This window comes from Streptomyces cyaneochromogenes, from assembly GCF_003963535.1.
GTDB lineage: Bacteria > Actinomycetota > Actinomycetes > Streptomycetales > Streptomycetaceae > Streptomyces > Streptomyces shaanxiensis.
The window spans coordinates 7,966,496-7,992,546 of sequence record NZ_CP034539.1; the positions used below are offsets into that span (position 1 = coordinate 7,966,496).

Below are 26,051 nucleotides of genomic sequence, written 5' to 3' on the forward strand. Positions count from 1 at the left end.
GGTCAGCGGGCCGACGCGGCGCCGACGCTGTTCTTCAGCTCCAGCACGAGCTGCGGGCTGAGGGCGGCGCCGGCGCGGTTGGCGAACACGGTCATCTCGTAGGCGATGTTGCCCAGCTTGGCCTCCTTGTCGGTGACGACGCCGAGCACGGCGCCGCTGCCGATCGCGGAGACCAGGACGTGGCCGCCCTCCAGGTCGATGATGACCTTGTTGAGGCCGCCGAGGCCGTAGTTGCCGGACGCGCCGGCGGCCAGGCTGGTGATGCCGGAGACGATCGCGGCGAGCCGCTCGGAGTCGGCCTGCTCCCGCAGTTCGGACACGGCGATGAGCAGCCCGTCGGACGAGACGGCGATGGCGTCCACGACGCCGGCCGTCTCGGTCGCGAAGCGATTCAGCAGCCAGGTGAAGTCGGCTGCGGCGGCCTGCAGTTCGGCCGGCGTGGCGCCTCCCGTCGGGGTGCCACCTGTCGACGTGCTCACTGCTCCGCTCCTTCCGGGGGGTCGTTCTGGTCGTGCTTCTGGGGGGTTGGGGGTGTGGCCGGTGCGGAGGGTTCTCCGGTGCCTGCTCGATCGCCGCCGTGCCCGCTGTCGCGGTGCGCGCGCTCCACGGCTGCCTCGAACTCCTCGATCGTCGCCCGCACGGCTTCCGCGTCCAGGGCCCGCACGCCCTGCCGCACCACGGCTTGCTGGGCCAAGGCGCCGACCTGTGTGCGCAGGGTCGCGCCACGGACGCGGCGACGCAGGGGGCGGCCGGTGACGGGGGCTTCGCCCGTCGCCACAGGGGCGGCCGTGGGCGCCGCGTCGGGGCGGCCCGCGGAAGCGGCGGGTGTCCGGTCGCTCCGGTCCTCGGCGGGGGAGGGCGGCCGGTGCGCCTCGCCCGTGCGGGAGGAGGGTGCCTGGTTCGCCTCGCCCGCGTCGGCCGAGGTGTGCCGGCCGGGCCTGGAGCGGGCCGACGGGTCGGACCGGTCGGCGCGGGCGTGGTCCGCCGGGGCCGGGTCGGCGTCGCCGGTCCGGGGCCGGACCACCGAGGGGGGCTGCTCGGAGGGCTGCTCGGGGGGCTCTTCGCCACGCGGGGCGGCCGACTTCGCCGCGTCGCCCGGGGCGCCTTCCCGCCGGGAGACCCGGCGGGGAAGAGGACGTGGCCCGTCGCCGTCCGCACCGCTGTCCGGCTGTGCGGCATCCCTCTGCGCGTCCGCCGACGGTCGGGGTCCGGAGACGGGGGCCGACGGCGTCGTGGCGGCAGGCACCGGGCCGGTGGCCGAAACGTCGGGGGCAGCGTCGTCCGCCCGCGTCTCCTCGGACGCCGCTGCTGCCACCGCCGCCAAGGCCGCCGTGGCCGTGACCCCCGTCGTGCTCCCCGACACCAGCAGCGACGGCGGTACCGTCACCTCGGCCGTCACACCGCCACCGGGCGTGCGCGACAGCGTGACCGTGATCTCCCAGCGGCGGGCCAGCGTGCCGACCACGAACAGGCCCAGGACTTTCGTCGGGACCAGATCCAGTCGCTCGCGGCGGATCAGGCGCGTGTTCTCCTCGTCGAGGCGCTCGGCGTTCATGCCGAGGCCGTGGTCGGCGACGACGATCACCGCGGCGCCGTGCTCGCCGTTCGCCACCGTCACCTCGACCGGGCGGCCCTGCGGTGAGAACGACACCGCGTTCTCCAGGAGTTCGGCCACCATCAGCGTCAGGTCGCCGATGACCTCCGGCTCCACCTTGGCCTCGGTCCGCGCACGCAGCTCCACCCGCTGGTAGCCCTCGATCTGGCCGAGTGAGGCGCGTACGACGTTGGTGAGCGCGGTGGGCCCGGCGTCGAGGTCCGCCTCGTGGATGCCGGCGAGCAGCATCAGGCTGTCGGCGTTGCGGCGCAGACGTACCGCGATGTGGTCGATGGAGTAGAGGCGCTCCAGGAGCGCGGGGTCGGTCTCGCCCCGCTCCACCGCGTCGATCAGGGCGAGCTGACGTGTCGTCAGGTTGCTGACCCTGCGGCCCACGTTGCCGAACATCTCGGCGACGTTGCGCCGGCTGAGCACCTGCCGCTCCAGCAGCGCGACCGCTGTCCTCTGCACCTGGTTGAACACCTGCGCGAGCTCGCCGATCTCGTCGCGCGCGGCGACCGGGATCTCGTGCAGCCGGGGCGGGCCGTCGTCCTCGGCGTCGTCGTCGGCCACCCGGGCCAGCTCGCGCTCGGCGACGTCGGCGACCTGCTGCGCGGCGCCCGTGAGGGCCTGCACCGGCCGGACCACGGAGCGGCGGACCAGCATCGCCAGGACCAGCCAGACGGCGAAGCCGAGCACGGCGAGCCCGAGCAGCAGGACCGCGTTCAACGCGGCCTCCTCGGAGGCGTTGTCCGCCCGGTCGGCGATCTGCTCGATGAGCGACGTGGTGATTGCCAGCCGGGTCCTGGCCTGGTCCCGGTAGGCGGGGTAGGAGTCGAGCGCCTGCGCGAGCGACTTGCGGATCTCCGCGGGCGAGCCGCCCTGCACGCCGCCGGGGTCGATCTGCAGCTCGGCGAAGTGCCGGCTGATGACGCTCTGCGCGGCGGTGTACTTGATCCCGGCGAGCTGGGCGGTCTGCGCGTCGGTGGCGAACCGGCTGAACCGGTCGGCCTGGTGGGTGTACTCGTCGTAGGAGCCGATCGCGCCGATGAACTCGATGAGCGCGTTGGAGTCACCGGTCGACGCGGAGAAGACGCCGGTCTCGAAGGCGCTGTGCGCGGCTCCCGCGCGCAGCAGCGAGTCGAGCAGGTTGCCGGTGAAGGTGGTCGCGAGATCGGGGTTGCGGTCCAGCGCCAGGCCGTCGATGAGGCCCTGTGTGGCGTGGGTGTACGCCGGGTCGATGTTCTCGGCGGGCAGATACGCCCGCTCGACGGTGTTCCGCAGGCTGCTCAGGCCCTCGACGCCTCGCAGTGCCTGCGCCTCGGTCTCCGGCAGCCGGTCCCCGAAGGCGTCGCGCACCCGCTCGACCTGGGCGTTCACCATGGACTGCGCGGTGCGGTAGGCGGCGGAGGAAGGTGCCCTGCCCTCGGTGGCCTCGTGCCGCACGGAGAGCAGGACGGCCTGCTGGTGCTCGGCGGCCAGCCGGTCGACGAGCGTGGCGACCTCGACGCTCTCCCGGACCAGGCGGGCGGCGTCCGCCGCGTTGCGGGACCGCGCGGTCTGTTCGGCGATGAGGTACGCGAGGAGGACCGCGACCACGGTCAGCGGCACACCGACCAGAAGGTTGAGCTTGCGCCGGAAGGTCCAGCGGCCGGCGAAACCGCGTGGACGACGCGAGCGGAGCGCGCCCACCTCCTGCGTGGACACCGACTTGCCTCCTTCATGGGCGTCACACGGTGCGCGCGAGGTCTCACGTGACCGTTGTCGATCGTCTCCTGATCGGCTGTATGCGCACGTCACCCCGGTCAACGTCGGGGAGACTATCGCCTCTTGCCGTTCGTGACCGGAACTGTACGTCAAGAATCCGTTACAACACCCTCCGCCCCAACCGTCCCCCGTTAACCTGCCCAGTCACACCGGATCACAAGTGACCATTGTTCGAGGCCAATCGGTGACCGGATCGCTCTTGACTGGGGGAGAACCGGCTGGATTGGATCAGTGGAAGAGCTTTCTTCGCTCACCCAATCCCCAGAATCCGGAACGGGAATCGTGACTCTCACCGCCTCACGCAGCAGGTCCCTCAGGAACCATCCCGGCGCGGCCGCCGTGGCGCTCGCCGCCACGGCTGTGCTGCTGGCGGGATGCTCCTCCTCCGACACCTCCGACCCGCTCGCCGAGGAGGGGGCGAGCGGCGACACGGTCGTCGTCGGCTCGAACAACTTCGCCGAGAGCATCCTGCTCGCCGACATCTACGGCGAGGCTCTGAAGGCCAAGGGCATCAAGGTCACCTACAAGCCCAACATCGGCAGCCGCGAGACCACCTACGGCCTGCTGCGCAACGGCTCGGTCACGGTGCTGCCGGAGTACAACGGCTCGTTGCTCGCCTACCTCGACCCGAAGGCGGAGCAGACGTCGGCCGACGCCGTGAACGCCGCGGTGAAGGCCAAGCTGGACTCCGAGCTGACGCTGCTGGAGTCGTCGCCGGCCGAGGACAAGGACTCCGTGAGCGTCAACGCGGAGACGGCGAAGAAGTACGACCTGACCGCCGAGTCCAGCCTCGAGGACCTCAAGGACATCGCCCCGGACCTGGTGATCGGCGGCTCGCCCGAGTTCCAGACCCGGCAGCAGGGACTGAAGGGCCTGGAGTCCGAGTACGGCCTGAAGTTCAAGTCGTTCAAGGCGCTGGACGCGGGCGGCCCGCTGACCAAGGCGGCGCTGACGAAGAACACCGTGCAGGCGGCGGACATCTTCACGACGGACCCGACCATCACCAAGGAGGGCTTCGTCGTCCTGAAGGACCCGAAGAACCTCTTCGGGTACGCCAACGTGACCCCGCTGGTATACAAGAGCGGCCTCTCGAAGGAGGGCGTCGAGGCCCTCGACGCGGTCTCCGCCAAGCTCGACACCAAGACCCTCCTCGACCTGGACTCCCAGGTCCAGCTGGAGAACAAGGACCCGCTCGACGTGGCCAAGGCCTGGCTGAAGTCGGCCGGCCTGGAATGACCTCCCGCACGGCGGGGTGAGGGCCGGCCTGCGCGCCGCCACCACCCCGCCGTACTGCTGCCGGGAGTCGCTCAGTGGCCGACCTGGAACGTGGCGTCCTGCCGCTCGGTGGCCGTGGAGACCGGGTCGATGCGCAGGGCGTAGTTCGCGTGCCTGATGTAACGCGTCGGGTTGTTGTACGAGCGGAACGACGACCAGGCGGAGTCGGCCAGCCCGGCCGTCCGGTGGAAGGTCGCGTCCCCGGCGAACGTCGACGTGCCGTCGTTCTCGTCCAGGCGCAGGGCGTAGTTGTAGTGCCGCAGGTACCGGGTCGGGTAGTTGACCGACTGCAGCGAGACCGCGGAGGAGTCGGCGAGGCCCGGCACGAGCTTCCACTGCGAGTCGGGGAACGGGTCGAAGGGGTACTCGTCTATCCGGCCCGCGAATCCGCTGTGCCGGACGTAACGCGCCGGGTAGTTGTACGACTTGAGGCGGTTCCAGGCCGGGGCGCCCCACTTGGCGATGAGGTTGGTGTACTCGGTCGAGGTGATCGGGTGGATGCCGCAGTGCTTGGAGTTGAGCGGCTGGGTGTAGAGCCTCTGGTCCACGGCCGTCCAGGTGCCGGAGGCCAGATCGCTGCTCTGCCAGGCGTAGAAGACCCCGTTGGGCGTGTATGTGTCGCCCCAGAGGTACCAGGTATTGCCGGTCAGGGACTTCACCACCGTCGGGGCCTCGGTGCCGCCGTGCGCGACCCCGGTGCTGAACGGGGTGAAGCTGCCCGGGTTCAGGGTGGTCGAGCGGGCACCGACCAGGGTCTGGTCCTTCTTGTAGTAGAGGTAGTTGACCCCGTTCACGCCGAGGGTGAGGTTGCCGTCGATGACGTCGTAGCCGGGGTCGAAGAAGACCTGGGGGTTGGTCGTCGTACGGAAGTCGGTCGTGTAGCTGACCATGATGACGTTGTGGCCGCTGCTGTTCACCGACGAGTAGAGGATGCCGTACTGACCGCGTGAGGCGTCCCAGAAGGCCTCCGGCGCCCAGCTGTGCGTGCCCGTCATGTCGTGCAGCTTCAGCAGCCGGTAGCCGGTGAAGGTGCGCAGGTCGGTGGAGTCCCAGACGTGGATGTAGACGCTGTTGCGGGTCCAGTCCGTGCCGCTCAGGTCGGTCGCGAGGACGACGAACGTGCCGTCCTGCTTGCGCAGCAGGAACGGGTCGCGCAGGCCCTTCGCGCCGAGGGTCGGGGTGGCGACGGGGGCGTTCTGGTTGAGCGGCGTCCAGCGCAGGCCGTCGGTGCTGACGGCCAGGTGGAGGTTGTAGTCCGCCTCCAGCATGGTGTTGGACTCGGTGAAGTAGACCATCGCGTACGCCGAGTCGGCGGCGTGGGCGGTTCCCGCACCGAGGGCCAGGGCGCCGGTCGCGGCGAGCGGGACGGTGGCGGCCATGCCGAGGAAGTGTCTGCGGGAGGGGTTCGTCATGCGGCTCTCCAGGGGTGCGGGGGGCTCCCGAACGGTCGGTATTTCGAACTAGGTTCGGTTGATCGACCAGAAGGTAGGAGAGTGCCCGTTGCGCGTCAATCACATGGTCGCCCTTGGCGGTTTCCCGCCACTCGTTACGGCCTCCTCGGCTCAGCTCGCCCTGCGCGCGTCGGCGATCAGCTGGTCGATCAGGGCGATCAGTACGTCCCGGCACGACTCTCGATCCCGCGCGTCGCACAGCAGCACCCGCACATCGGCCGGGAGCGCGAGGGCGTCCCTGATGTCCTCGGCGGGGTAGGGGTGTTCGCCGTAGAAGCCGTTGACGCCGACGACGAAGGGGATGCCCCGGCGCTCGAAGAAGTCGATCGCCGCGAAGCTGGAATCGGGCCGGCGGACGTCCACCAGCACCACCGCCCCCAGGGCGCCGATCGCCAGGTCGTTCCACATGAACCAGAACCGCTGCTGCCCGGGCGTACCGAAGAGATACAGCACCAGTTCCCGGCTGATGGTGATCCGGCCGAAGTCCAGGGCCACGGTCGTGGCCTGCTTCTGCTCGATGCCGTTGAGGTCGTCGATGCCGAGGCCCGCGACGGTCAGGGGCTCCTCGGTGCGCAACGGGGCGATCTCGCTGACCGACCCGACCATGGTGGTCTTGCCGACGCCGAAACCGCCGGCGATGAGGATCTTGACCGTGTCGGGTGGTGCGATCGTCTCCACGGTGGTGTCAGAGCCGGCCAAGGCCGTCCCTCACTTTCTGCAGCAGGTCCAGGTCCGGGGTGCGGGGGGTGACGGGATGCGGCGGGTGCACCGTGATCAGGCCGGCCTCCAGCAGATCGCAGAGCATGATGGCGACCACGCTCACCGGGAGGTCGAGATGGGCCGCGAGCTCCGCGACCGCGATCGGCCGCGCGCAGCGCCGCAGGATCCGCGTCTGCTCGGGCTGTGGCCGCGGGGCCCGCTCCGGCGGCGGATCCACCGCCGTCACCGTCGTGATGAGCGTGAAGTCGGTGCGGCTGGGCCGGGTCCGGCCGCCGGTCAGCGTGAACGGACGTACCAGCCGCCCCGCCGTATCGTCTGAGCCCACCTCACGCGCCAGGGCCGACATGGGCCCGCGGTGCCGCCGAGAGGTGCTCGCCGATCTTCTTCACCAGCATGTTCATCTGGTACGCCACCACACCGACGTCCGCGCCCTGGTTGGTGAGTACGACGAGATGGGCGCCCGGCCCGGCGGAGGTCAGGATCAGATAGCTGTTGGCCATCTCGATCAGCGCCTGGCGCACCGGGCCGCCCCGGAAGTCCAGGCTGACGCCCTTGCTGAGGCTCATCAGGCCGGACGCGGTCGCCGCCAGTCGCTCGGCGTCGTCGCGCAGGAACCCGGTGGACTTGCTGACCACCAGCCCGTCCTCGGAGAGGACGACGGCGTGGTTGACGTCGGCGACCCGCTCCACGAGTCCGGTGAGCAACTGGTCGAGCTGGGTGTCCGTGGCGGGGGTGGGGCGTGTCATGGCGATGTCCTTCATGAGCGGTCGGCGGGCGGAGTGCAGGACGTGGGGGAGGAGGCGGACGAGCCCGACGAGGCGGTGTCGGCGGCCGCGGACGGCTCCGTACCGTCGCCGTCGTCACGGGCCCGCCGAGCGGCCGGGATCCGCAGCTCCGACGCCTCGGACGTGTCCGGGGTCTCGTCGCGGGCCTGCAGCGTGCCCCGTTGGAAGCAGGCGAGGGAGGAGGCGGCCTGCTCCGCGGTGAAGTCGTCGGGGTGCCCGTTCTCCTCGGCGGGCTGTGCCTCCTCGCGCAGTTCCGCGGCCAGGCTGGTCTGCGGTACGCGGCGGGGGAGCGGGGTGAGGCCGTCAGCGCGCGTGGTCGGTGCGGGGGCAGGGGCGGGCGCGGTACGGGCCGGGACGACGGGGCGGGACTCCCGTACGGGCTCCTCGGGCTCGGCGGCACCGGCGTGCTCCACCTCCTCCCGGTCCGGGACGGCCACGTCCCGCACCACGACGTCGTGTGGGATCAGCACGATCGCCGTCGTGCCGCCGTACGGCGAGGAGCGCAGCGTGACCGCGATGCCGTGCCGCCGGGCGAGCCGGCCGATCACGAACAGGCCGAGCCGCAGGTCGTCGGCGAGCGCCACCACGTCGAACTGCGGAGGCTCGGCCAACTGGGCGTTGAAGGAGTCGTACTCCTCCTCCGACATGCCGAGGCCGCGGTCCTCGATCTCCACCGCCAGGCCCTTGGCCACCATCGCGGCCCGCACCCCGACCGGCGAGGGCGCGGGTGAGTACAGCGTGGCGTTCTCGATGAGCTCGGCCAGCAGATGGATGACGTCCGCCACCGCGGGGGGCGCGAGGTGCACCTCCTCCTCGGTCTGCACCTCCACCCGCTGGTACTCGGCGACCTCGCCGACGGCGCTGCGCAGGATGTCGATCAGCGCGACCGGCTCGCTCCAGCTGCGGCCCGGCCGCTCGCCGCTGATGATGACGAGGTTCTCCTCGTAGCGGCGCAACTGGCTGGCGGTGGAGTCCAGTTCGTACAGGCCCTTGAGGACCTCGGGGTCCTGGTGCGCGCGCTCCAGCGCGTCCAGCTTGGTGAGCTGGAGATTGACCAGGTTCTGGCTCTGCCGGGCGATGCCGAGGATGATCTTCTGGAAGCCGCGCCGGGCCTCGGCGAGTTCGACGGCGGTGTGCACGGCCGTGCGCTGCGCGGTGTTGAACGCCTCGGCCACCTGGCCCAGTTCGTCGTGGCCGTAGTCCAACGGCGGGGTCGCCAGCTCGACGTCGACCTTCTCGCCCCGCTCCAGCCGGGCCACCACGTCGGGCAGCCGCTCCTGGGCGAGGCCCAGGGTGGCCTCCCGCAGGCCCCGCAGCCGCCGGGACAGCGAGCGGGTGATCCGCCAGGACATCCCGGCGCACAGCAGCAGGGCGACCAGACCGCCCGCGCTCAGGGAGGCGGCCTTGATCAGCAGGTTGCGCGCGTTGTCCGCGCTCTGCTGCAGCAGTCCGGTCGTCTGCCGGCGGATCAGCACCTCGTACTCGTCGGAGACCTTGACCAGCGCGGCCCGCCACTCCTTCTGTGCCTCGGGAACGGCGATGTCCCCCTCGGCACGGGCCGCCGCCCTGGCCGCGAGCACGCGGTCCTCGACCGTCTCCAGGGTCCGCCACTGCGGGCTCCCCAGGATCCGCTCGGTCTCCGCCTTCGCGCTCCCCGTGAGCGACGGGAGGATCTGGTCCTCGACGAGCCAGCGGCGGGTGTTCACCAGCTCCGCGAACTCGGTCCACGTCTTCTCGTCCATCTTCCGCGACGGCGAGGCCAGCGTCAGCAGCGCGTCCTCCCGGGACACCAGTTCCGCCGCGTGCTCCAGCGAGACCAGCGGACCGGCCTGCGAGGTGAGATCGCCGTCGTCGACCTGGGAGAGCTCCTGGAACGCGTGGATCTGGTCGTCGATGATCGAGGTGTACTGACCGAGCGCCTGCACGGCGGGGATGTCGGTCGGGTTGTCCACCTGGCCCCGGTAGTACTCCAGGCTGCTCACGGACGCGACGACCGAGTACAGCCGGTCCTTGATCCGGGAGGGTGCCTGCTGGATCGCGTCCGACTGGGCGAGGAGTCCGGCGACCGCCTTGTCGGTCTTGCGGCGCTGCTCGTCCAGCTCGGTGCGGGCGGCCTCCTGACGGGTGGCGAGCCATACGGCCGAGTAGCTGCGCTCCTGCTGCAGCGCGAGCGTGGCCTCCGTGCCCATGGCCCCGGTCGACCTGCTCAACCCGGTCTGGGCGCGCAGCCGCAGGCCCTCCGAGAACATCTGGATCGTCGTCACGCTCCAGACGGCGGCGAGCGTGACGCTGGGCACCAGCGCGAGGAGGATCAGGGAGAGACGTATGGAGCCGAGGCGGCGGCGCCGGGGACCTGTCCGTGGAGACATTGTCGTCCTAGGGCGATCAGCGGAGGGGTCAAGCGGATGGGGGACAAGCAGAACGGGGGACAAGCGGAATGGGGACGGGCGCGTGGGGTGGGCGCGTGTCCGGTGCGTCACAGGGGGTTCGCAGGATGTTATCCGTACATGTGGACGTACGCGTCACACGTGACCGAATCTTTGGCGACATCGTCGGCGGAAGTGTCCGGTCAGCGGGTCCCGTTGGCGGCGAACTTCGCGACCGCGGCGACGTTCGCCTTGGTGACGAACGCCGGCCCGGTGAGCACGGGGGCCTCGCCGCCGCCGAGGGTGTTGCCGTTGGTCCGGTACAGCCAGAGCGAGTCCACGGCGAGATAGCCCTGCAGATACGGCTGCTGGTCCACCGCGAACTGCACGTCGCCGTCCTGGACCGCGGCGACCAGATCCTTGTTGAGATCGAACGTCGCGACCCGCGCCTGGCTGCTCGCCTCCTTCGTCGACCTCACCGCGGCCAGCGCGAACTGCGCGCCGTTCGTGACCACTTCGTCGATGCTGGGGTCCTGCGCCAGCCGGGCCGCGACGGTGGCGGTGACCGCGTCCATGTCGGTGCCGTCCACATAGAGGTTCTCGGTCTCGCCGCCGAACGTCTTCTTCACGCCCGCACAACGCGCCTCCAACGAGACGTTTCCGCGCTCGTGGATGACGCACAGCGCGTGCTTGGCCTTCAGATCGTCGAGCTTGCCGCCGACGGCCCGGCCCGCGACGCTCTCGTTCTGGCCGAAGTAGCCCAGCAGTCCCGCGGACTGCCAGTCGTCTATACCGGAGTTGAGACCCACCACGGGTATGCCGGCGCTGCGCGCCTCGCCGACGGGACCCGTCATCGCCGACGGCTTGGCGAGGGTCACCGCGATGCCGTCGACCTTCTGCCGGACCGCGTCCCGCATCAACTCGGCCTGTCCCGCCGGGTCGGAGTCGCTCGCGTAGGTCAGCTCGATGCCGTCCTTGGCGGCCGCGGCCTGGGCACCCTTGCGCACCAGCTCCCAGAAGTCGTCCCCCTCGCCGCCATGGGTGACGAGGGTGACCTTCAGCCGTCCGGTGCTCGCCGCCGCGTCGGCGCCCGACGCCTCGTCGGTCCCGCCGAGGGCGGAACAGCCGGCCAGCAGCAGACAGGCGGCGGCCGTGAGGGCCGCGAATCGAACGGAACCGGGGGAGGGGGGTGGGGTCTTCATGAGGGTGCGGCACCTCGCTGTGCGGCCGAGCCGGAGGAACGAACGAGAGACCGGGCGGTGCCGGGAGGGGGGGTGCGCCGACCTGTGAACTCTCGCTGAGGCGGAGCCAATCGCGTGTGACCACCGGTAGTCAAGTGTGCAACCACACGGTGTGAGTCGTTGCTCCCACATCGTGATGAACCGCTGGCCGGGGGGGCGGACCGGGCTCCGGCCCGCCACCACCGATTGCGCCCGCAAACCGGGTCAACCCGGCTTACGGGCCACCGCCCCGTACATCGCGATGTCCGCGTCCCGGACCACCTCGGTGCCCGTGCCGTCCGGACGCCACTTGTGGACCTGGACGATGCCCGGCTCGACGAGGTCCAGACCTGTGAAGAACTCCCCGGCCTCGGCGAGGGTGCGCAGCCGCATCGGCATGCCCCGGGCCGCGTACTCCCGGGCGACCCGGCCGACCTCGTCCGGCGCGAACTCGGCCGTGCCGATGGACATCGCGAGGTGACTCCCCGCGGGCAGCGGTTCGAGCAGGCGCCGCACGATCCCCACGGCATCGTGCTCGTCCAGCAGGAAGTGCACGATCGCGATGACGGTGAGCCCGACCGGCTCACCGAGATCGAGGGTCTCGCGGAAGGCCGGGGAATCGAGAACGGCCGCGGGGTCACGCATATCGGCCTCGATGTACGCCGTCGTCCCCTCGGGCGCGCCGGACATCAGCCCTTGGGACAGCGTGAGCACGAGCGGGTCGTTGTCGACGTACACGACCCGGGACTCCGGGGCGACCGACTGGGCGATCTCATGGATGTTGGGCGAGGTCGGAATCCCGGTCCCGATGTCGAGGAACTGCCGTATCCCGGCCTCGGCGGCGAGATACCGCACGGCACGGTTCATGAAGTCCCGGTTGGCCCGCATGTGAACGGGCAACGCGGGCCACTCACGCACCATGGCGTCGCCGGCCTCCTGGTCGGCGGGGTAGTGGTCCATGCCGCCGATGATGTAGTCGTAGATGCGGGCGGAGTGGGCGGTTTCGGTGTCGATACGGTCGGTGGACATGGGGCCTCCGGGACCTTGGTGTCGGGCAGGATCAGTCTGCAACGTCCCGACGGGGCTGGGAAGTTGGTGGTATCCATGCCGACTTCAGGGGCGCGGGGCCGTGTCGATATGCGGCTCCGCCGCGTGAGCGCGACCAGCCCCCACACACCCGCACTCGCCCACAAGGAACAGCCCCTACGGCGCTGCCGCTGCTGCTTCCTTCCGCCGCTCCCGCCGACTGCGCCGCGGCTCCTGATCCGGCAGCCACCCGAACGTGAGAGAACTCCCCGCCACACCCAGCAGCAGTCCCACGAAGAACCCACCAAGATTCGACGTGGGCCAGGTCCCCAAGGAGACCAGCACCCCGGTGATCGAGTAGAAGAGCCGCTGCGCCGGATTGAACAGAACCAGCAACCCCAGCAACACCATCAGCCCCGGCAGCAGATACCCGGCCAGCCCCTGCATACCGACATGCAGAACGACCTTCAGCGAAGCCTTCATCGTGAGCAGGATCCACGCCCCGCCCAGCGCGAGCAGCAACCCGCCCCAGAACGGCCGGTCGGCCCGCCAACGACGGAAGGCCGACCGAAAACCCGCACGCTCGCTCACGGGCAACCCGAACCGCTGAAACGAAGCTTCAGTCCGGGAAGCCTGAACACCCCGGCAGTCGTCGCATAGTTGGTCTGCCGAAGGTTGGCGATGCGCACGGTGTCCGCCTGCTGGCTGAAGACACCGATCGGCCCCTTCACCCCGGCCTTGGTCAACGTACTCGCGTCGTTGCCGATCTCGATGTTGTTGAACGCCGCGTCACCCGACAGCTCGGTCGAGTCGGTGGTCAGATCGACCGCCGTCACCTTCTGGGACCCGTCACCCGCGGTGATGAGCAGGTTGGTGCCGCCGAGGTCGACGCTCTGGCACAGCTTCGTGAGCGTCGCGTTCTTGATCGCGGACGTGACGACCAGGACCTGGCCGCCGGTGTCCCCCGCGTTGGGGCTGCCCGGCGCCATTTCGTCGAGGCCGCCGAACTGCTCGAATCCGGTGCCGTTGAGCTCGGTCGCGGTGACCGTGAAGGGCATGCCGGAGATGGCGAACTGCACGCCCAGCGCGCCCTCGGCGGTGAGGACGGCGAGGGCGCCGGCGACGAGCGTGGCCGGTACCGCCATCACGGCGGCCCGGCGCGCCCGGACCCGGCCGCGTCTCGCGGGCCCGTCGGGGGTTTCGGAGGCTTCGGGGACGGAACCGCTTTCCGGGTTCTCGGGTGTGTTGTCGGCGGACGAGGTGACGTCCGAGGACGAGGCCATAACTGCTCCCAGGTGCATGTAAGTGCGGGTAGGGCATCAGCGGCACGTTGTCCTGGCGCGGACAGCGCCCACGGCGCACGTCTCCTCGCAACTCCCGGCGGGTGCAAGGGCTTTCTCGTACTCCGCAGTAGCCAGCCGGGAAGTTACCGGTGGTTACACTCGAGGGTCAAGGTAGTTGTGCAAAAAGGGTGTTGGTTGTGTGCCGCCTGTGGGTCACGTGCTTCCGGGAGTCACGAAAAGCGCCGGATGCAACATCAACTCCCTTCCTACTCCTTGACGTTGACTGACCCTCAGGTCTACAACTCTCCCTGGCTCCCCCCTGGATCCGTGGCGCCGGATCCGCCGCCGCGCGGCCTCTGCCCGCGTTCCCGGACCTGATGTCCTTCACATTTCCTTTTCGCGAGATCACTCCTGGCGCCGTCACGGTCGCTTCCCCCTCGGTCCGTGCCGGCCACCCCCCCGCCCGGGCCGGCCGGAGTCCTCCCCCCGGGTCTCCGGCCGGCCACCGGACGGGCTGCCGTTGCCGGTCCGTGTCGTACGGAGAAGGCGTCACGGACCGGCAACGACCCTGGTCTTCCGGGCCCGGCACACCGACCGGACTCGCGCACCCCCCCCGGCACCCCCCGAACCCCCTGAGCCCTCAGACCCTCAGGGCACACCCCCGCAACGAAAGCCGAGGTACACCCGCATGCGCGCACGCACCCTCATCGCCCTCGCCGGAACCGTCGCCGCCCTCGGGCTCGCCGTCCCCGCGTCGGCCGCCGACACCCCGGTCCTGACCACCACCGACGGAGCGGCCGTCGCGGTCGGTGCCGTCCTCGACGCGTCCCTGGCGAGTGGCACCGCCGCCACGTTCTACTCGAGCGCGACCGGCACCAGCGGCATCTCCTGCACCAGCTCGGCGTTCTCCGCCACCGTCACCGACAACCCGGCCGCCCCCGGCACCGCCACCGAGTCGCTGACCTCCCACACCTTCGACACCGGCGGCTGCACCGCCAACGTCACCGGTGTGCTCGGTGTCAGCGGCATCACCGTCGACAACCTGCCGTACACCACCAGCGTGTCCTCCGACGGCACCGTCACCGTGACGCCGGCCGAGGGCTCCGTCATCCAGTCCACGGTCCGGCTGCGCACCCTGCTCGGCAGCATCACCTGCGTCTACCAGGCGCCCAGCCTGTCCGGCACGTCGAGCAACGCCGACAACAGCATCGCCTTCACCAACCAGCCCTTCACCAAGACGTCGGGTTCGTCGCTGTGCTTCAGCAACGCCTACTTCACCGCCAAGTACGCCCCGGTGACGAGCTCGGGCGTCGCCGTCAACGTCAACTGACCGTCGTACGGCGGCGGTTCACCGCCGACGCAGACGCATGACCAGGGCGGCGCCGCCGGTGAGCACCAGTACCGCCGCGGCGCCGCCCGCCAGCATGGGCGTGGACGGCCCCGAGCCGGTGTCCGTGCCGGAGGCCACCGGGGTGCTGTCGCCCTGGGGTCGCGAGGACACCGGGGTCCGCGACGGCTGAGGCGCGCGCCGCTCGGCCGCCGGTGACGGACTGCCGTCCGTGCCTTTCTGTGCCGTAGGCGAAGGACTGCCGTCCGCGCGCTTGTCACCACTGCTCGCGGAGGCCGCCGCGGAGGTCTTGCCGCCCGGCTCCTTCGCCTCCGGGAACACCACGTCCGAGCACGAGTAGTACGTGTCCGGCGTGCTGGTGTTCTGCCAGATCGTGTACAGCACATGCCGCCCGGCCCGGTCGGACGGGAGCTTCGCCCTGATCCGGTACGCCCCGTCCGTCAGCGCCGGGTCCTTCACCTGTGCGAACGGCTGCTCCGGGAGGTCGGACCAGGTGAGCGGTTTGGTCGGGTCGTAGCCGGGCTTGGTGAGGTAGAGCCGGAACGTGCCGGTGTGCGGGATCGTCGAGACGTACCGCATCGTCAGAGCACCGCCCGGGGTCAGCCGGGTCGACGGATAGTCGGCGCGGGCGAGGTCGAGGCCCCGGTAGGCGGGCAGCCCGCCGCTGCACAGCTCTCCGTCGGGGACGACCTGCCGGTCCCTGCCGTTCACGTTCGCGATCCGCAGGTTGTCCCAGGCCGTGAAGGGCGCCCCGTTCGAGGCGACCGCCGCCTCGCAGGCCGCAGACCGGGACGCGCTCCCGCCGTCGGGCGAGCAGGCGTAGACCCGGCTGACCGGATCCGTCGGCGCGCCGTGCGCGTGAGCGGGGCCCGCCGTCCACACGGTGAGCAGCAACGGCGTGACAGCGGCGGCCGCCAGGGCGGTGCGGTGCGATCTCATCCAGGGCATCCGGGGCATCCGGAACGTCTCCTCGGCCGGCGCGGGAACGGTCCTCGTGCAGTACGGGAAACCGGCCCGGCGCGTTCACTGCGCGACGAACCGGGCAGAGCCCGCTCATACCGGTCAACTCTCCGACGTAGAGGGTGGGTTTCCGGCCTGATCGAGGGTTTCCCCTGTATCCCGATGACTAATTCTTTGCCTATCGTTCGACCACAGCCGACCCACAGGTGACCCCGAACGGGTCGGCTCTCGCGCCGGCCGGCCGCCGCGCGCCCCCCCCACTTGCCGCACTGCCCCCACCTGCGTTCCCGGCGTCATCCCACCTGCATTCCCGGCGTCACCTCTCCCGCCTTCTCGGCGTACCCCCCTCCGCTTCGACGAGGAAGCGATTCGACCGCCGCTCCGCGCTGCCCGGAGACACGGCCGGCCACGAAAGGCAAACCCTTGCGCACCTCCGCATCCACCAGACGGAAGCTGATATCCGTCGCCGCGGTCTCCGCCGCGCTCTTCACGGCCGCCACCACCTCGGTGGCCATGGCCCAGGAACCCGCTGCCCGGGAAGCCGCCGTGCCGACGGCGCAGACCGAGGCCGCGCCGGGCGCCCCGGCCGAGCGCCTCATCGTCGGCTACAAGTCCGGCGCAGCCGAGGCCAAGTCGAACAAGGCGGCCGAGGCCGACGCCGCGACCAAGGGCAAGGAGGCCGGCGAGGACCTCGACTTCCAGCGCCGCCTCGGCTCCGGCGCCGCCCTCGTCGACCTCGGCGAGAGCCTCACCAAGGCGGACGTCGCGGACGTCGTCGCCGAGTACCAGGCGGACCCGCAGGTCGCCTACGTCGTCCCGGACCGGCTGAACAAGCCGCTGGCCACCCCCAACGACACCGAGTACAGCAAGCAGTGGGACCTGTTCGAGACCACCGCGGGCATGAACGTGCCGGGTGCCTGGGACGTCGCCACCGGCAGCGGGGTGACCGTCGCCGTCATCGACACCGGTTACGTCTCCCACTCCGACCTCGGCGCCAACATCGTCGCGGGCTACGACTTCATCTCCGACGCCACGGTCGGCAACGACGGCAACGGCCGCGACAGCAACCCGGCCGACCCGGGCGACTGGACCGCCGCCAACGAGTGCGCGCAGGGCGACCCGGCCTCCACCTCCTCCTGGCACGGCACCCACGTCGCGGGCACCATCGCCGCCGTCACCAACAACAGCAAGGGCGTCGCCGGCGTCGCGTACGGCGCGAAGGTCTCACCGCTGCGTGTGCTCGGCAAGTGCGGTGGCTTCGACTCCGACATCATCGACGCCATCACCTGGGCGTCCGGCGGTACGGTCTCCGGTGTCCCGGCCAACGCCAACGTCGCCAAGGTCATCAACATGAGCCTGGGCGGTGGCGGCGCGTGCTCCACCGCGACCCAGAGCGCCATCAACGCGGCCGTGAACCGCGGCACCACGGTCGTCGTCGCGGCGGGCAACAGCAACGCCAACGCGGCCAACTACTCGCCGGCCAGCTGCAACAACGTCATCAGCGTGGCCGCCGCCGACCGCCAGGGGAACCGCTCCTACTACTCCAACTTCGGCTCGGTCGTCGACATCGCCGCCCCGGGTGGTGAGACCAACTCGGTCACCTCCAACGGCATCCTGTCCACGCTGAACTCCGGCGGGCAGAGCCCGTCCTCCGAGAACTACGACTACTACCAGGGCACCAGCATGGCCGCCCCGCACGTCGCGGGCCTGGCCGCGCTGGCGAAGTCGGCGAACCCCGCACTGACGCCGGCCCAGATCGAGTCCGCGATCAAGACCAACTCGCGTGCTCTGCCCGGCACTTGCTCGGGCGGCTGCGGTGCGGGCCTCGCCGACGCGGCCAAGACGGTGCAGGCGGTGAGCGGCAGCTCCGGAGGCTCCACGGGGGGCACCACCTTCACCAGCTCCGGCGCGGTCTCCGTTCCCGACAACGGCTCGGCCGTCGAGTCCTCCATCACCGTCAGCGGCCGTAGCGGCAACGCCCCCTCGGCGCTCCAGGTCGGTGTGGACATCACCCACACCTACCGCGGTGACCTGGTCATCGACCTGGTGGCCCCGGACGGCTCGACCTACCGTCTGAAGTCCGCCAGCTCCTCGGACTCCGCGGACAACGTCAACACCACCTACACGGTGAACGCGTCGAGCGAGACCGCCAACGGCACCTGGAAGCTGCGCGTCCAGGACACAGCGGCCCAGGACACGGGCACGCTCAACAGCTGGAAGCTGACCTTCTGAGCGAGCACTGAACACGGGCCCTGAACGGGCGCGTATCACAAGCGGGCGGGCCGGCCGATGCGGATGGGGCATCGGCGGGCCCGCCTTACGTTGCGTCCATGGCCGACATCCGTGATCACCGACCGGAGTGACGGAAACCGTCACTCCGGTCGGTGCCGTGTACTCAGCGTGCGGTCACGTCCATGGCGGCCTGCTCGTCGGCCGCCGCGTCGGCAGCGGCCAGCACCCGGATCCCTCGATCGGGCCTGCGGTCGATGCCGATCAGCAGGCCCGGCAGCGCGATGCTCGGCAGGATGTGTCCCCACAGCACCGAGATCCGCTCCGCCAGATCCTCCCGGTCGGTCAGCGCGCGGGACATCAGCTGGAGGCCCGCGAACGCCCCGACCAGCAGTTCCACCGTCTGCCGGGGCTGCACCGTGGGTAGCAACTCGCCCTGCTCACGGGCCCGTTCCAGCACCACCACCAGGTGTTCCACCCACTGCCGGAACGGCCCCGCGTGGTCGACGCCGGGCGGCGCGCTCTGATCCACCGCCAGCCGTACGCTGCCCTTGAGCAGCGAGTTGGAGAGCAGCCGCTGCCCGAACACGAAGGTCATGTCGACCAGTTCCTGCAGCTTGCATGCCTGCGGCGGCACCGCGCCGAGCGCCACCTGCTCGTCAAGGACGGCCTGGGCGAGGGATTCCTTCGACGCGAAGTGGAAATACAGGGCACCCTTGGTCACATCGGCCCGCTCCAGCACCATCGAGATGGTGGTCGCGGTGTACCCGTGCTCGTCGAAGACCGCGCCGGCGGCCTCCAGGATCAGTCTCCGCGTCCTGACGGCGCGCTCCTGCCTCGCCATAACCGCCCCTCCACTGCGCCGAGTTGACCTGTACGCCCCGGCGTGCGCCGGAGCGGAGTCGGGCACGGTCGGGCGACCCCAGGCCGCATTGAAAACAAACCGGTCGGCTCGTATTCTAACGCTCGCGGCACGGGCCACCTCGCCGTCTGTCAACGCACACACGGGGGACCCAAGGAGGGGACATGCCTCATCCGCGGCAGCTCGCCACGAACCCGCTCGCCGAGAATCTGGCAGTGCCGGACGGCCTGACGGCCACCGTACCCCGCCAACTCGTTCATCGCGCCTCTGTGGCCGAAACGCTGCTCACCGGCGGGACCAGCACGGACACCGACCGGTTCACCGTCTTCGCCCAGTGGCCGCGCGCTCATCAGTTACACGTGTCGCCGGACCGGACGGCGTACGATCCGTTGCTCGTCGCGGAAACCGTCCGCCAGGCCGGCACGCTCCTCGCGCACACCGCCTACAAGGTGCCTCTCGGCCATAAGTTCGTGCTCAAGGAAATGCGGATCACCACGCGCCCCGAGCATCTGGCCGTCGGCACCGTGCCCGCCGAACCCGCGATCGACATCGCCGTCTCCGACATCGACCGACGCGGCGGCCGCCCGGCCGGGTTCACCTACGACGCGGACGTGCGCATAGGCCGGGAGCGGGTCGCGACCGCGCGGATCGCCGCGACCTGGACCAGCGACGCCGTCTACCGGCGGCTGCGCGGCGGCCGTACCGCGGCCACCGTGTCCACACTGCCGGTCCCGCCCGGTCTCCCGCCGACCGCGGTGGACCGCGCCCTGCCCGCGGACGTCGTGCTCGCCCCGTCCGACCGCCCGGACCGCTGGCGGCTGCGAGTCGATACCGGCCATGCTGTTTTCTTCGACCATCCGCTCGACCATGTGCCGGGCATGCTGCTGCTGGAGGCAGCCCGGCAAGCCGTGCGGGCCCGGACCCGGGGCGGCCACCGGGCCCCCGTCTCGTTCCGCACCGTCTTCCACCAGTACGCCGAACTCGACCAGCCCACCTGGATAGAGGCGGTCGACCGGCGGGGCCCGTACGACGCCGATGTGCAAGTCGTGGGACGGCAGGGGGAGTCGACGCTTTTCGAGTGCGCGGTGGGAACCGAGGAAGGGTGAGTTATCTTGTACGCAGAGTAAAAAACAAACGGCATGACCCGTTCTTTTCAGTCCCAGGAGAGTCCAGCCGATGGTGAGGCAGTTACGCGCCGAGCAGACCCGCACCACGATCCTCACAGCCGCCGCGGAACTGTTCGACCGCCAGGGCTATGAATCGACCAGCCTCAGCGACATCGTCGAGCACGCCCAAGTCACCAAGGGAGCCCTCTACTTCCACTTCGCGGCGAAGGAGGACCTGGCGCAGGCCATCATGGAGCTCCAGTCGCGGGCCTCCCGCCAGGTGGCGAGCGAGATGGACGTGCGCGGCCACTCCTCCCTGGAGTCGCTGATCCGCACGACGTTCGGCATCACGCGCCTGAGCGTCGAGGGCCCGATACCCCGGGCCGGTCTGCGTCTGGCCACCGGGGGAGTGGTGATACGGCCGCCCCTGCGGCACCCGTTCACCGAGCTGGTGGACATCGCCACCCGCAGACTCCACGGCGCCGCCAAGGAGGCCGACATCCACCCGGACGTCGACGTCGAGGCCGCCGCCCACTCCCTTGTCTGCTTCTTCGTCGGCACCCGCGTCGTCGGCCGCTCCCTCGAACCCGTCGCACGCCAGCCCCGCAGGGTGGCCGAGATGTGGCACCTCATGATCCGGGGCCTGGTCCCGGTCCCCCGCCGCGCCCCCTATCTCACCCTCGCGACACAGCTGGAGCGGGAGATCAGAGCCGTATGACGCCCGCGATACGGTGAGCCGCATGCCCGACAGGTCCGACACCCCGCTCGCGCCCGTACTCCTCGGCGACGAACCCGGTTCGTTCCCGCACAGCGTGCTCGCCGAACGGCATCCCGCGATCATCCGGCAGGTACGGGAGTCCTTCCCGTACGGCCCCGAGCGGCACCGCGCGCTGGACGCGCTGCTCGCCAGCTGCACCGAGGGCGTGCTCGAACCACTCCCCGCCGACGCGCTCGACCGGGACCGCTGGACGCAGTGGGGCGCCGAGGCGTACACCGGCCGGCCTTGGTTCGACGTGCCGTGGCTGTGGTCGGAGAGCTACTTCTACCGCCGGCTCCTCGAAGCCGTCGGCTACTTCGCCCCCGGCCCCTGGCAGGGCATCGACCCCTTCCGCCCCTCCAAGCTGGCCGAACTCGACGCCCGGGAGACGGACGAGGAACTCGCCGCCCTCGACGCCCTGGCGGACCGGCCCGCCGACGAGCGGGACAGGGCGTTGCTGCACGGCTCCCTGTGGGGCAACCGCGCCGACCTCGGTTTCCGGCTGGACGCCGGGCGCGACGAGACCTCCTCGGACACCCCGCCCCTGGTGGCCGACGACAGCGAGACCCTCTGGTCCCTGCTCCCGCCCGCCGGCTCGGCCACCCTGTGCCTGATCGCCGACAACGCGGGCCGCGAACTCGTCCCCGACCTGCTCCTCATCGCCCACCTCCTCGCCCAGGGGCGTGTCGGGCGGGCCGTCCTCCACGTCAAGCCGTACCCCTACTATGTCTCCGACGCCACGCACGCCGACGTACTCGACGCCCTGCGCCGGCTGACGGCGGCTCCGGGCGCGGCCGCGACGTACGGAGACACCCTCTGGTCGGCGATGACCGACGGCCGTCTCACCGTCCGCGCACACCCCTTCTCCAGTGCCCCGCTGCCGTTCGCGGACATGCCCGGCGACCTCCGCGAGGAGCTGGCCGCGGCCACCCTCACGGTCGTCAAGGGCGACCTCAACTACCGCCGCCTCGTCGGCGACCGACGCTGGCCGCCGACCACGCCGTTCACCGAGGTCACCGCGCATTTCCCCGGTCCGGTCGCGGCCCTGCGCACCCTGAAGTCCGACGTGATCACCGGGCTGGACGCCCGCACCGAGGCGGCGCTGGTCGAGGCGGAGGGGCAGAAGTGGCGCACCGGCGGAACGCATGCGCTGATCCAGGTGCGGACGTGACGACCGCACCGGGTCACCGTCAACCGATCCGCAACGGCAGCGACTTCATGCCGTTGATGAAGTTCGACACCAGGCGCTTGGGCGTGCCCGCCGTGCGCAGCTCGGGTAGTGCCCGCAGGGTCTCCCGATAGAGCACGCGCAGCTGGAGCCGGGCGAAGTGCGCGCCCAGGCAGACGTGCGGACCGTCGCCGAAGGAGACGTGCGGGTTCGGCGCGCGGGACAGGTCCAGTCGGTCCGGATCGGTGAAGACCCGTTCGTCGCGGTTGGCGGAGGCGTGGAAGACGACCACCTTGTCGCCCGCGCGGATGCGGCGTCCGGCGAGCTCGGTGTCCTGCGCGGCGGTGCGGCGGAAGGTGAGGACCGGAGGATGCCAGCGGAGCAACTCGTCGATCGCCGAGGGGAGTTCGGCGCGTCCGTCGCGCAGGCGGGCGTACGCCTGCGGGTGCTCGGCGAGGGTGAGCAGTCCGCCGGGTGCCGCACTGCGGACGGTGTCGTTGCCCGCGACGGTGAGCAGGAAGAAGAACATCTCCAGCTCGGCCCCGGAGAGTTCGGCGTCGTGGGCGAGCGTCGTCATGACGTCGTCGTCGGGGTAGCGCCGCTTGTGCGCGGCCAGTTGCCGGGCGTACCCGAACATGTCCCGCAGCATCGCGGGCGACCGCGGATTGACGGGCTTGCCCGCCGGGTCCAGCACCTGCGGACCCGCCTCGTCGGGGTCCTGGTAGCCGATGACCCGCTGCGTCCAGTGCAGCAGCAGCCTGCGGTCGGCCTCCGGCACGCCGAGCAGGTCGGCGAGATTGAGCAGGGCGTAGTCGTCGGTGACGGTGGTGACCAGGTCGACGGCGCCGTCCGAGGCGCGGGCCTCGTCCAGGGCGTGCGTGAGGAGCGTGCGGGCACGGTCCTCGGCGAGCCTGGCGAAGCGTTCGATGCGTCCGGGGGTGAAGGCCCGGCTGACCAGCCGTCTCAGACGCCCGTGCCCCGGCGGGTCCTGGTTGAGCATCATGCGCCGGATGAACGGCAGGTCGTCCGGGTCGGGGTCACGGATCTGGGTCGCGCCGATATGCGAGGAGTACGTCTCCGAGTCCTTGAGCACCCGCACCACGTCCGCGTGCCGGGTCACCGCCCAGAACCCGGGCCCGGCGGGCCAGCCCAGCACCTCGGGCTCGTGCTGCCGGGCCACGGGGTGGTGGTCGCGCAGGACGCGGTAGGCGTCGTACGGGATGCCGGTGGCGTACCGGCGGGGGTCGAAGACGTCGGGGACGGGGGGTGCGTGGTGGACGGTCACGCCTGCTCGCCCTCGTCGGCGCGCAGGAAGTCCTCCGTCACCCGGATCAGTTCCAGCGGGGTCTCGTCCATCGGGTAGTGGCCGGCGGCAGGGAGCTCGTGGAGCTCGGCGCGGGGATACCAGGTCATCCACGTCTGTCGGAGGAGGGCGGCGGACAGGGCCGGGTCGAGGGCGCCGGTCACGGCGAGCGCGGGGACCAGGGAGCCCTCGACCCGGGTGTGGAAGTCCTCCCCGGCCCAGGAGTCCAGCCAGGCGCGGAACGCCTTCCGGTCGCTGACCACGAGCGAACGGGCGACCATGCGGTCGAGCCAGGCGGCCGGACGGCGGCCACCGGTGGTGATGTCGATGATGGCCCGCCGGTTTTCCGGCTTGTGCGCCGCGTCCGCGAACAGCTCCCACTGCTCGGGCGGCAGCGCGAGCCCGGAGGCCGGAACCGGAGAGACGCCGACCAGTCGGCGCAGCCGGTGCGGTGCGACGGCGAGGAGGCGCTGTCCGACCGCGCCGCCCATCGAGTGCCCGACCACCGAGAAGCGATCCCAGCCGAGCCGGTCGGCCAGTTCGACGAGGTCGAGGGCCGCCTCGGACGTCGTGTACGCGCCCACGGCGTCCTTGGCCCGACCGTAGCCGCGCAGATCGACGAGGGCGTAGGTGAACTCCGTACGGTCGAGGTCGGGGAGGACGCCCGCGTAGGCGGAACGGTCGGCGAACCAGCCGTGCACGGCGAACACCTTGTGGGCGCCGTCGCCGTGCAGCTCGTGAGGGAGCGTGAAGGAGGTCATGCGACCAAGGTGGCGCATATCGGTGAAGACCGACAGATGGACTCGTCCGGGTCGGTGTGCTGACTGGCGCGGTTCAGGTGCCGACTATCGCGGTTCAGGTGCCGACTGTCGCGGTTCAGGGGTGCCGGCTGTCGTTGTTCGTCGTTCACGTGTCTTGTATGGCGCTGTGGTGATCATGACAAATTCTTGGTAGTCATGTCGCCATGCCGTTACGTCAATTGCGCTCGGGAACGAGGGCAGCGGCGGCCGCCGCGGCCACCCTCATGCTGGTGGCCCTCACGGCCTGCGGCGACGACGGGGGCTCCTCGTCCGGGGCCGGGGGACGCGAGACCGTCACTGTGGCCGCCTTGCCGCTGATCGACTGCGTCGCCCTCTACATCGCGCGGGATCGCGGCCTGTTCGAGAAGGAGGGCCTCGACGTCCGTATCCAGCAGGTCCAGCAGAGCCTCCAGGCGCTGCCGGCCCTGGCCAAGGGGCAGATCGACATGGTCGCGAGCGCGAACTACGTGACCTATCTGCAGGCCCACGAGAAGGGCACCCTCGACATGCGGATCGTCGCCGAGGCGATCAGGGCCGCGCCGCGCATGATGGAGGTCCTGGTGCCCGAGGACTCGGACATCAAGACCGTCGCCGACCTGGAGGGCAAGAAGCTCGCGGTCAACACCCTCAACAACGTCCAGTCGCTCACCTTCGACGAGATCCTCGCGAAACAGGGCGTCGGCTCCCCCGTCTACCGGGCCATTCCCTTCCCGCAGATGGGCGCCGCCCTGGACAAGGGGCAGGTCGACGCCGTGCACGCGGTCGAGCCTTACGACAGCGCCATCCAGGACGAGCTGAAGGCCAGGGTCATCGCCGACGGCTCGTCCGCGCCGGTGGAGGCCATTCCGCTCAGCGGGTACGTCAGCACGAGCAAGTACGTCGAGGGGAACGGCAAGACGCTGGCCGCGTTCCAGCGGGCCGTCAAGGCGGCCGTGCGGATCGCCGAGGAGGACCCCTCCGTCGTGCGCGACACCCTGCCGACGTACACCAAGGTGACCGCGAAGCAGGCCGAGGCGATCGATCTGCCCGTCTATCCGCCCACGATGGACGCCGTGCAGCTCAAGCGGCTGACCGACCTCATGGAGAAGCAGGGGATGCTGAAGAAGCCGATCGATCCGGCGACGCTGATGGTCGAGTGACGTGACGTGAAGGGCCGTCAGGAGCAGCTGTTGCTGGGTGCTTCGGGGGTGCTGCTGGCCTTCGGTGCCTGCGAGGCCGTCTCCCGTGCGGGTGTGGTGCGGCGCAGCTATCTGCCGCCCGCCTCCGAAGTGCTCGCCCGAGCCATGGAGTTGGCGGGTGACCCGGTGTTCCTGGACGGCATCGCCGCGACGTTGCGTGCCTGGGCGCTCGGTCTCGCCCTGGCGTGCGCCATCGCCGTCCCGGTCGGTCTGGTGCTCGGGAGTGTTCCGGTCGTCGATGCCGCGGCGCGCGCGATCGTCGAGTTCCTGCGGCCGCTGCCGTCCGTCGCGCTGATCCCGTTGGTCTCCCTGCTCCTCGGGTCGGGGACCGAGACCAAGGTCGCGCTGGTGACGTACGCGTCCGTCTGGCCGATCCTCTTCAACACCGTCTACGGCCTCGGCGAGAGCGACCCCCTCGCCAAGGAGACCCTGCGCGCCTTCGGTTTCGGCCGCCTCTCCGTCCTCCTCCGCGTCGAACTACCGGGCACGGCCCCCTTCATCGCCGCGGGCATCCGCATCTCGGCCGCCGTCGCCCTCATCCTGGCCGTCGCCACGGAGATCCTCTCCGGCTTCGGCGAGGGACTCGGCATCTTCATCGCCCAGGCCGGGCTGGCCACGGACGGGACGCGGGATGTGCTGGCGGGGGTGGTGTGGGCGGGGGTTCTGGGGCTGGTCATCAATGGGGTGCTGGTGTGGGGGGAGCGGCGGTTGTTTCCCTGGACGCCGGGGCGGCGGGGTGTGGGGTGACGGGGCGGGCGCGGCCGGCGTGCCGACGGACGGTCCCGGGCTCCGTGCCTGTGACACGCCCGCCGGCTTCCGTACCGATGCGTGCCGCGCCCAGTCCTGGCTCTCC

The 26,051-nt window shown here is 70.7% G+C and carries 23 protein-coding genes; 8 read left to right on the top strand and 15 right to left on the bottom strand.

The annotated features are described in order from the left end of the window. Nucleotides 1–2: 2 nt before the first annotated feature. Together EJ357_RS36080 and EJ357_RS36085 are read right to left on the bottom strand one after the other, a co-directional pair. On the bottom strand, nt 3–479 hold the full coding sequence (locus tag EJ357_RS36080; protein WP_126395864.1) for a roadblock/LC7 domain-containing protein: 477 nt from the start codon (nt 477–479) through the stop codon (nt 3–5). Continuing rightward, nucleotides 476–3,301 (bottom strand): sensor histidine kinase, encoded by a 2,826-nt coding sequence (locus EJ357_RS36085; RefSeq protein WP_175647646.1) that lies wholly within the window; start codon nt 3,299–3,301, stop codon nt 476–478. The genes EJ357_RS36080 and EJ357_RS36085 overlap by 4 nt, the downstream gene beginning before the upstream one ends. A 342-nt stretch (nt 3,302–3,643) precedes the next feature. On the opposite strand from EJ357_RS36085, the gene EJ357_RS36090 reads away from it, so the two are divergent. After that, complete coding sequence (locus EJ357_RS36090; protein WP_126395865.1) at nt 3,644–4,597, top strand: ABC transporter substrate-binding protein; 954 nt, start codon at nt 3,644–3,646, stop codon at nt 4,595–4,597. A 71-nt stretch (nt 4,598–4,668) separates the two neighbouring features. Here the strand turns inward: EJ357_RS36090 and EJ357_RS36095 are convergent, their stop codons facing one another. From EJ357_RS36095 to EJ357_RS36135, 9 genes are all read right to left on the bottom strand, one after another. Continuing rightward, nucleotides 4,669–6,048 carry a glycoside hydrolase family 43 protein gene (locus EJ357_RS36095; RefSeq protein ID WP_126395866.1) on the bottom strand — a complete coding sequence of 460 codons (1,380 nt, stop codon included), beginning with the start codon at nt 6,046–6,048 and terminating at the stop codon, nt 4,669–4,671. A 150-nt stretch (nt 6,049–6,198) separates the two neighbouring features. Continuing rightward, nucleotides 6,199–6,786 carry a GTP-binding protein gene (locus EJ357_RS36100; protein ID WP_126395867.1) on the bottom strand — a complete coding sequence of 196 codons (588 nt, stop codon included), beginning with the start codon at nt 6,784–6,786 and terminating at the stop codon, nt 6,199–6,201. Further along, nucleotides 6,773–7,153, bottom strand: coding sequence for a DUF742 domain-containing protein (locus EJ357_RS36105; protein ID WP_175647647.1), 381 nt, complete (start codon nt 7,151–7,153; stop codon nt 6,773–6,775). Before EJ357_RS36105 ends, EJ357_RS36100 begins: the two co-directional genes overlap by 14 nt. Next, the gene (locus EJ357_RS36110) at nt 7,134–7,553 is read right to left on the bottom strand and encodes a roadblock/LC7 domain-containing protein (protein ID WP_048586515.1); all 420 of its coding nucleotides are present in this window, start codon (nt 7,551–7,553) and stop codon (nt 7,134–7,136) included. The genes EJ357_RS36105 and EJ357_RS36110 overlap by 20 nt, the downstream gene beginning before the upstream one ends. A gap of 11 nt (nt 7,554–7,564) precedes the next feature. Beyond that, on the bottom strand, nt 7,565–9,961 hold the full coding sequence (locus EJ357_RS36115) for a sensor histidine kinase (RefSeq protein WP_126395869.1): 2,397 nt from the start codon (nt 9,959–9,961) through the stop codon (nt 7,565–7,567). 200 nt (nt 9,962–10,161) lie between these two features. After that, a complete protein-coding gene (locus EJ357_RS36120) occupies nt 10,162–11,160 on the bottom strand; it encodes a substrate-binding domain-containing protein (RefSeq protein ID WP_126395870.1) in 999 nt (332 codons plus the stop codon). 243 nt (nt 11,161–11,403) lie between these two features. Next, complete coding sequence (locus EJ357_RS36125; protein ID WP_126395871.1) at nt 11,404–12,207, bottom strand: SAM-dependent methyltransferase; 804 nt, start codon at nt 12,205–12,207, stop codon at nt 11,404–11,406. 174 nt (nt 12,208–12,381) lie between these two features. Then, nucleotides 12,382–12,795 (bottom strand): DUF6114 domain-containing protein, encoded by a 414-nt coding sequence (locus tag EJ357_RS36130; protein WP_407698435.1) that lies wholly within the window; start codon nt 12,793–12,795, stop codon nt 12,382–12,384. After that, nucleotides 12,792–13,487 carry a DUF6230 family protein gene (locus tag EJ357_RS36135; protein ID WP_126395873.1) on the bottom strand — a complete coding sequence of 232 codons (696 nt, stop codon included), beginning with the start codon at nt 13,485–13,487 and terminating at the stop codon, nt 12,792–12,794. Before EJ357_RS36135 ends, EJ357_RS36130 begins: the two co-directional genes overlap by 4 nt. A 688-nt stretch (nt 13,488–14,175) precedes the next feature. Between EJ357_RS36135 and EJ357_RS36140 the strand changes: the two genes are divergently transcribed. Beyond that, complete coding sequence (locus EJ357_RS36140; protein WP_126395874.1) at nt 14,176–14,817, top strand: Tat pathway signal sequence domain protein; 642 nt, start codon at nt 14,176–14,178, stop codon at nt 14,815–14,817. Nucleotides 14,818–14,835: 18 nt separating this feature from the next. Here EJ357_RS36140 and EJ357_RS36145 read toward each other — a convergent pair whose 3' ends face one another. Next, a complete protein-coding gene (locus tag EJ357_RS36145) occupies nt 14,836–15,783 on the bottom strand; it encodes a lytic polysaccharide monooxygenase auxiliary activity family 9 protein (RefSeq protein ID WP_126395875.1) in 948 nt (315 codons plus the stop codon). 435 nt (nt 15,784–16,218) lie between these two features. Here EJ357_RS36145 and EJ357_RS36150 point away from each other — a divergent pair, with 435 nt between their 5' ends. Then, nucleotides 16,219–18,027 (top strand): S8 family peptidase, encoded by a 1,809-nt coding sequence (locus tag EJ357_RS36150; RefSeq protein WP_126395876.1) that lies wholly within the window; start codon nt 16,219–16,221, stop codon nt 18,025–18,027. 163 nt (nt 18,028–18,190) lie between these two features. Here the strand turns inward: EJ357_RS36150 and EJ357_RS36155 are convergent, their stop codons facing one another. Continuing rightward, nucleotides 18,191–18,868 carry a ScbR family autoregulator-binding transcription factor gene (locus EJ357_RS36155; protein WP_126395877.1) on the bottom strand — a complete coding sequence of 226 codons (678 nt, stop codon included), beginning with the start codon at nt 18,866–18,868 and terminating at the stop codon, nt 18,191–18,193. 182 nt (nt 18,869–19,050) lie between these two features. Here EJ357_RS36155 and EJ357_RS36160 point away from each other — a divergent pair, with 182 nt between their 5' ends. The 3 genes from EJ357_RS36160 (at nt 19,051) to EJ357_RS36170 (ending at nt 21,920) form a co-directional block, all read left to right on the top strand. After that, nucleotides 19,051–19,992, top strand: a complete 942-nt coding sequence (locus tag EJ357_RS36160; protein WP_126395878.1) for a ScbA/BarX family gamma-butyrolactone biosynthesis protein — start codon at nt 19,051–19,053, stop codon at nt 19,990–19,992. 70 nt (nt 19,993–20,062) lie between these two features. Next, nucleotides 20,063–20,710 carry a ScbR family autoregulator-binding transcription factor gene (locus tag EJ357_RS36165; protein WP_126395879.1) on the top strand — a complete coding sequence of 216 codons (648 nt, stop codon included), beginning with the start codon at nt 20,063–20,065 and terminating at the stop codon, nt 20,708–20,710. 22 nt (nt 20,711–20,732) lie between these two features. Continuing rightward, the gene (locus EJ357_RS36170) at nt 20,733–21,920 is read left to right on the top strand and encodes a damage-control phosphatase ARMT1 family protein (protein WP_126395880.1); all 1,188 of its coding nucleotides are present in this window, start codon (nt 20,733–20,735) and stop codon (nt 21,918–21,920) included. A gap of 19 nt (nt 21,921–21,939) precedes the next feature. On the opposite strand, the gene EJ357_RS36175 is transcribed toward EJ357_RS36170, so the two are convergent. Next, nucleotides 21,940–23,202: a cytochrome P450 gene (locus EJ357_RS36175; protein ID WP_126395881.1), complete on the bottom strand. Its 1,263-nt coding sequence runs from the start codon at nt 23,200–23,202 to the stop codon at nt 21,940–21,942. Then, nucleotides 23,199–23,981 (bottom strand): alpha/beta fold hydrolase, encoded by a 783-nt coding sequence (locus tag EJ357_RS36180; RefSeq protein WP_126395882.1) that lies wholly within the window; start codon nt 23,979–23,981, stop codon nt 23,199–23,201. Before EJ357_RS36180 ends, EJ357_RS36175 begins: the two co-directional genes overlap by 4 nt. A gap of 203 nt (nt 23,982–24,184) precedes the next feature. On the opposite strand from EJ357_RS36180, the gene EJ357_RS36185 reads away from it, so the two are divergent. Further along, complete coding sequence (locus EJ357_RS36185; RefSeq protein WP_126395883.1) at nt 24,185–25,159, top strand: ABC transporter substrate-binding protein; 975 nt, start codon at nt 24,185–24,187, stop codon at nt 25,157–25,159. A gap of 6 nt (nt 25,160–25,165) precedes the next feature. Then, nucleotides 25,166–25,945: an ABC transporter permease gene (locus tag EJ357_RS36190; RefSeq protein ID WP_126395884.1), complete on the top strand. Its 780-nt coding sequence runs from the start codon at nt 25,166–25,168 to the stop codon at nt 25,943–25,945. Nucleotides 25,946–26,051 lie beyond the last annotated feature (106 nt).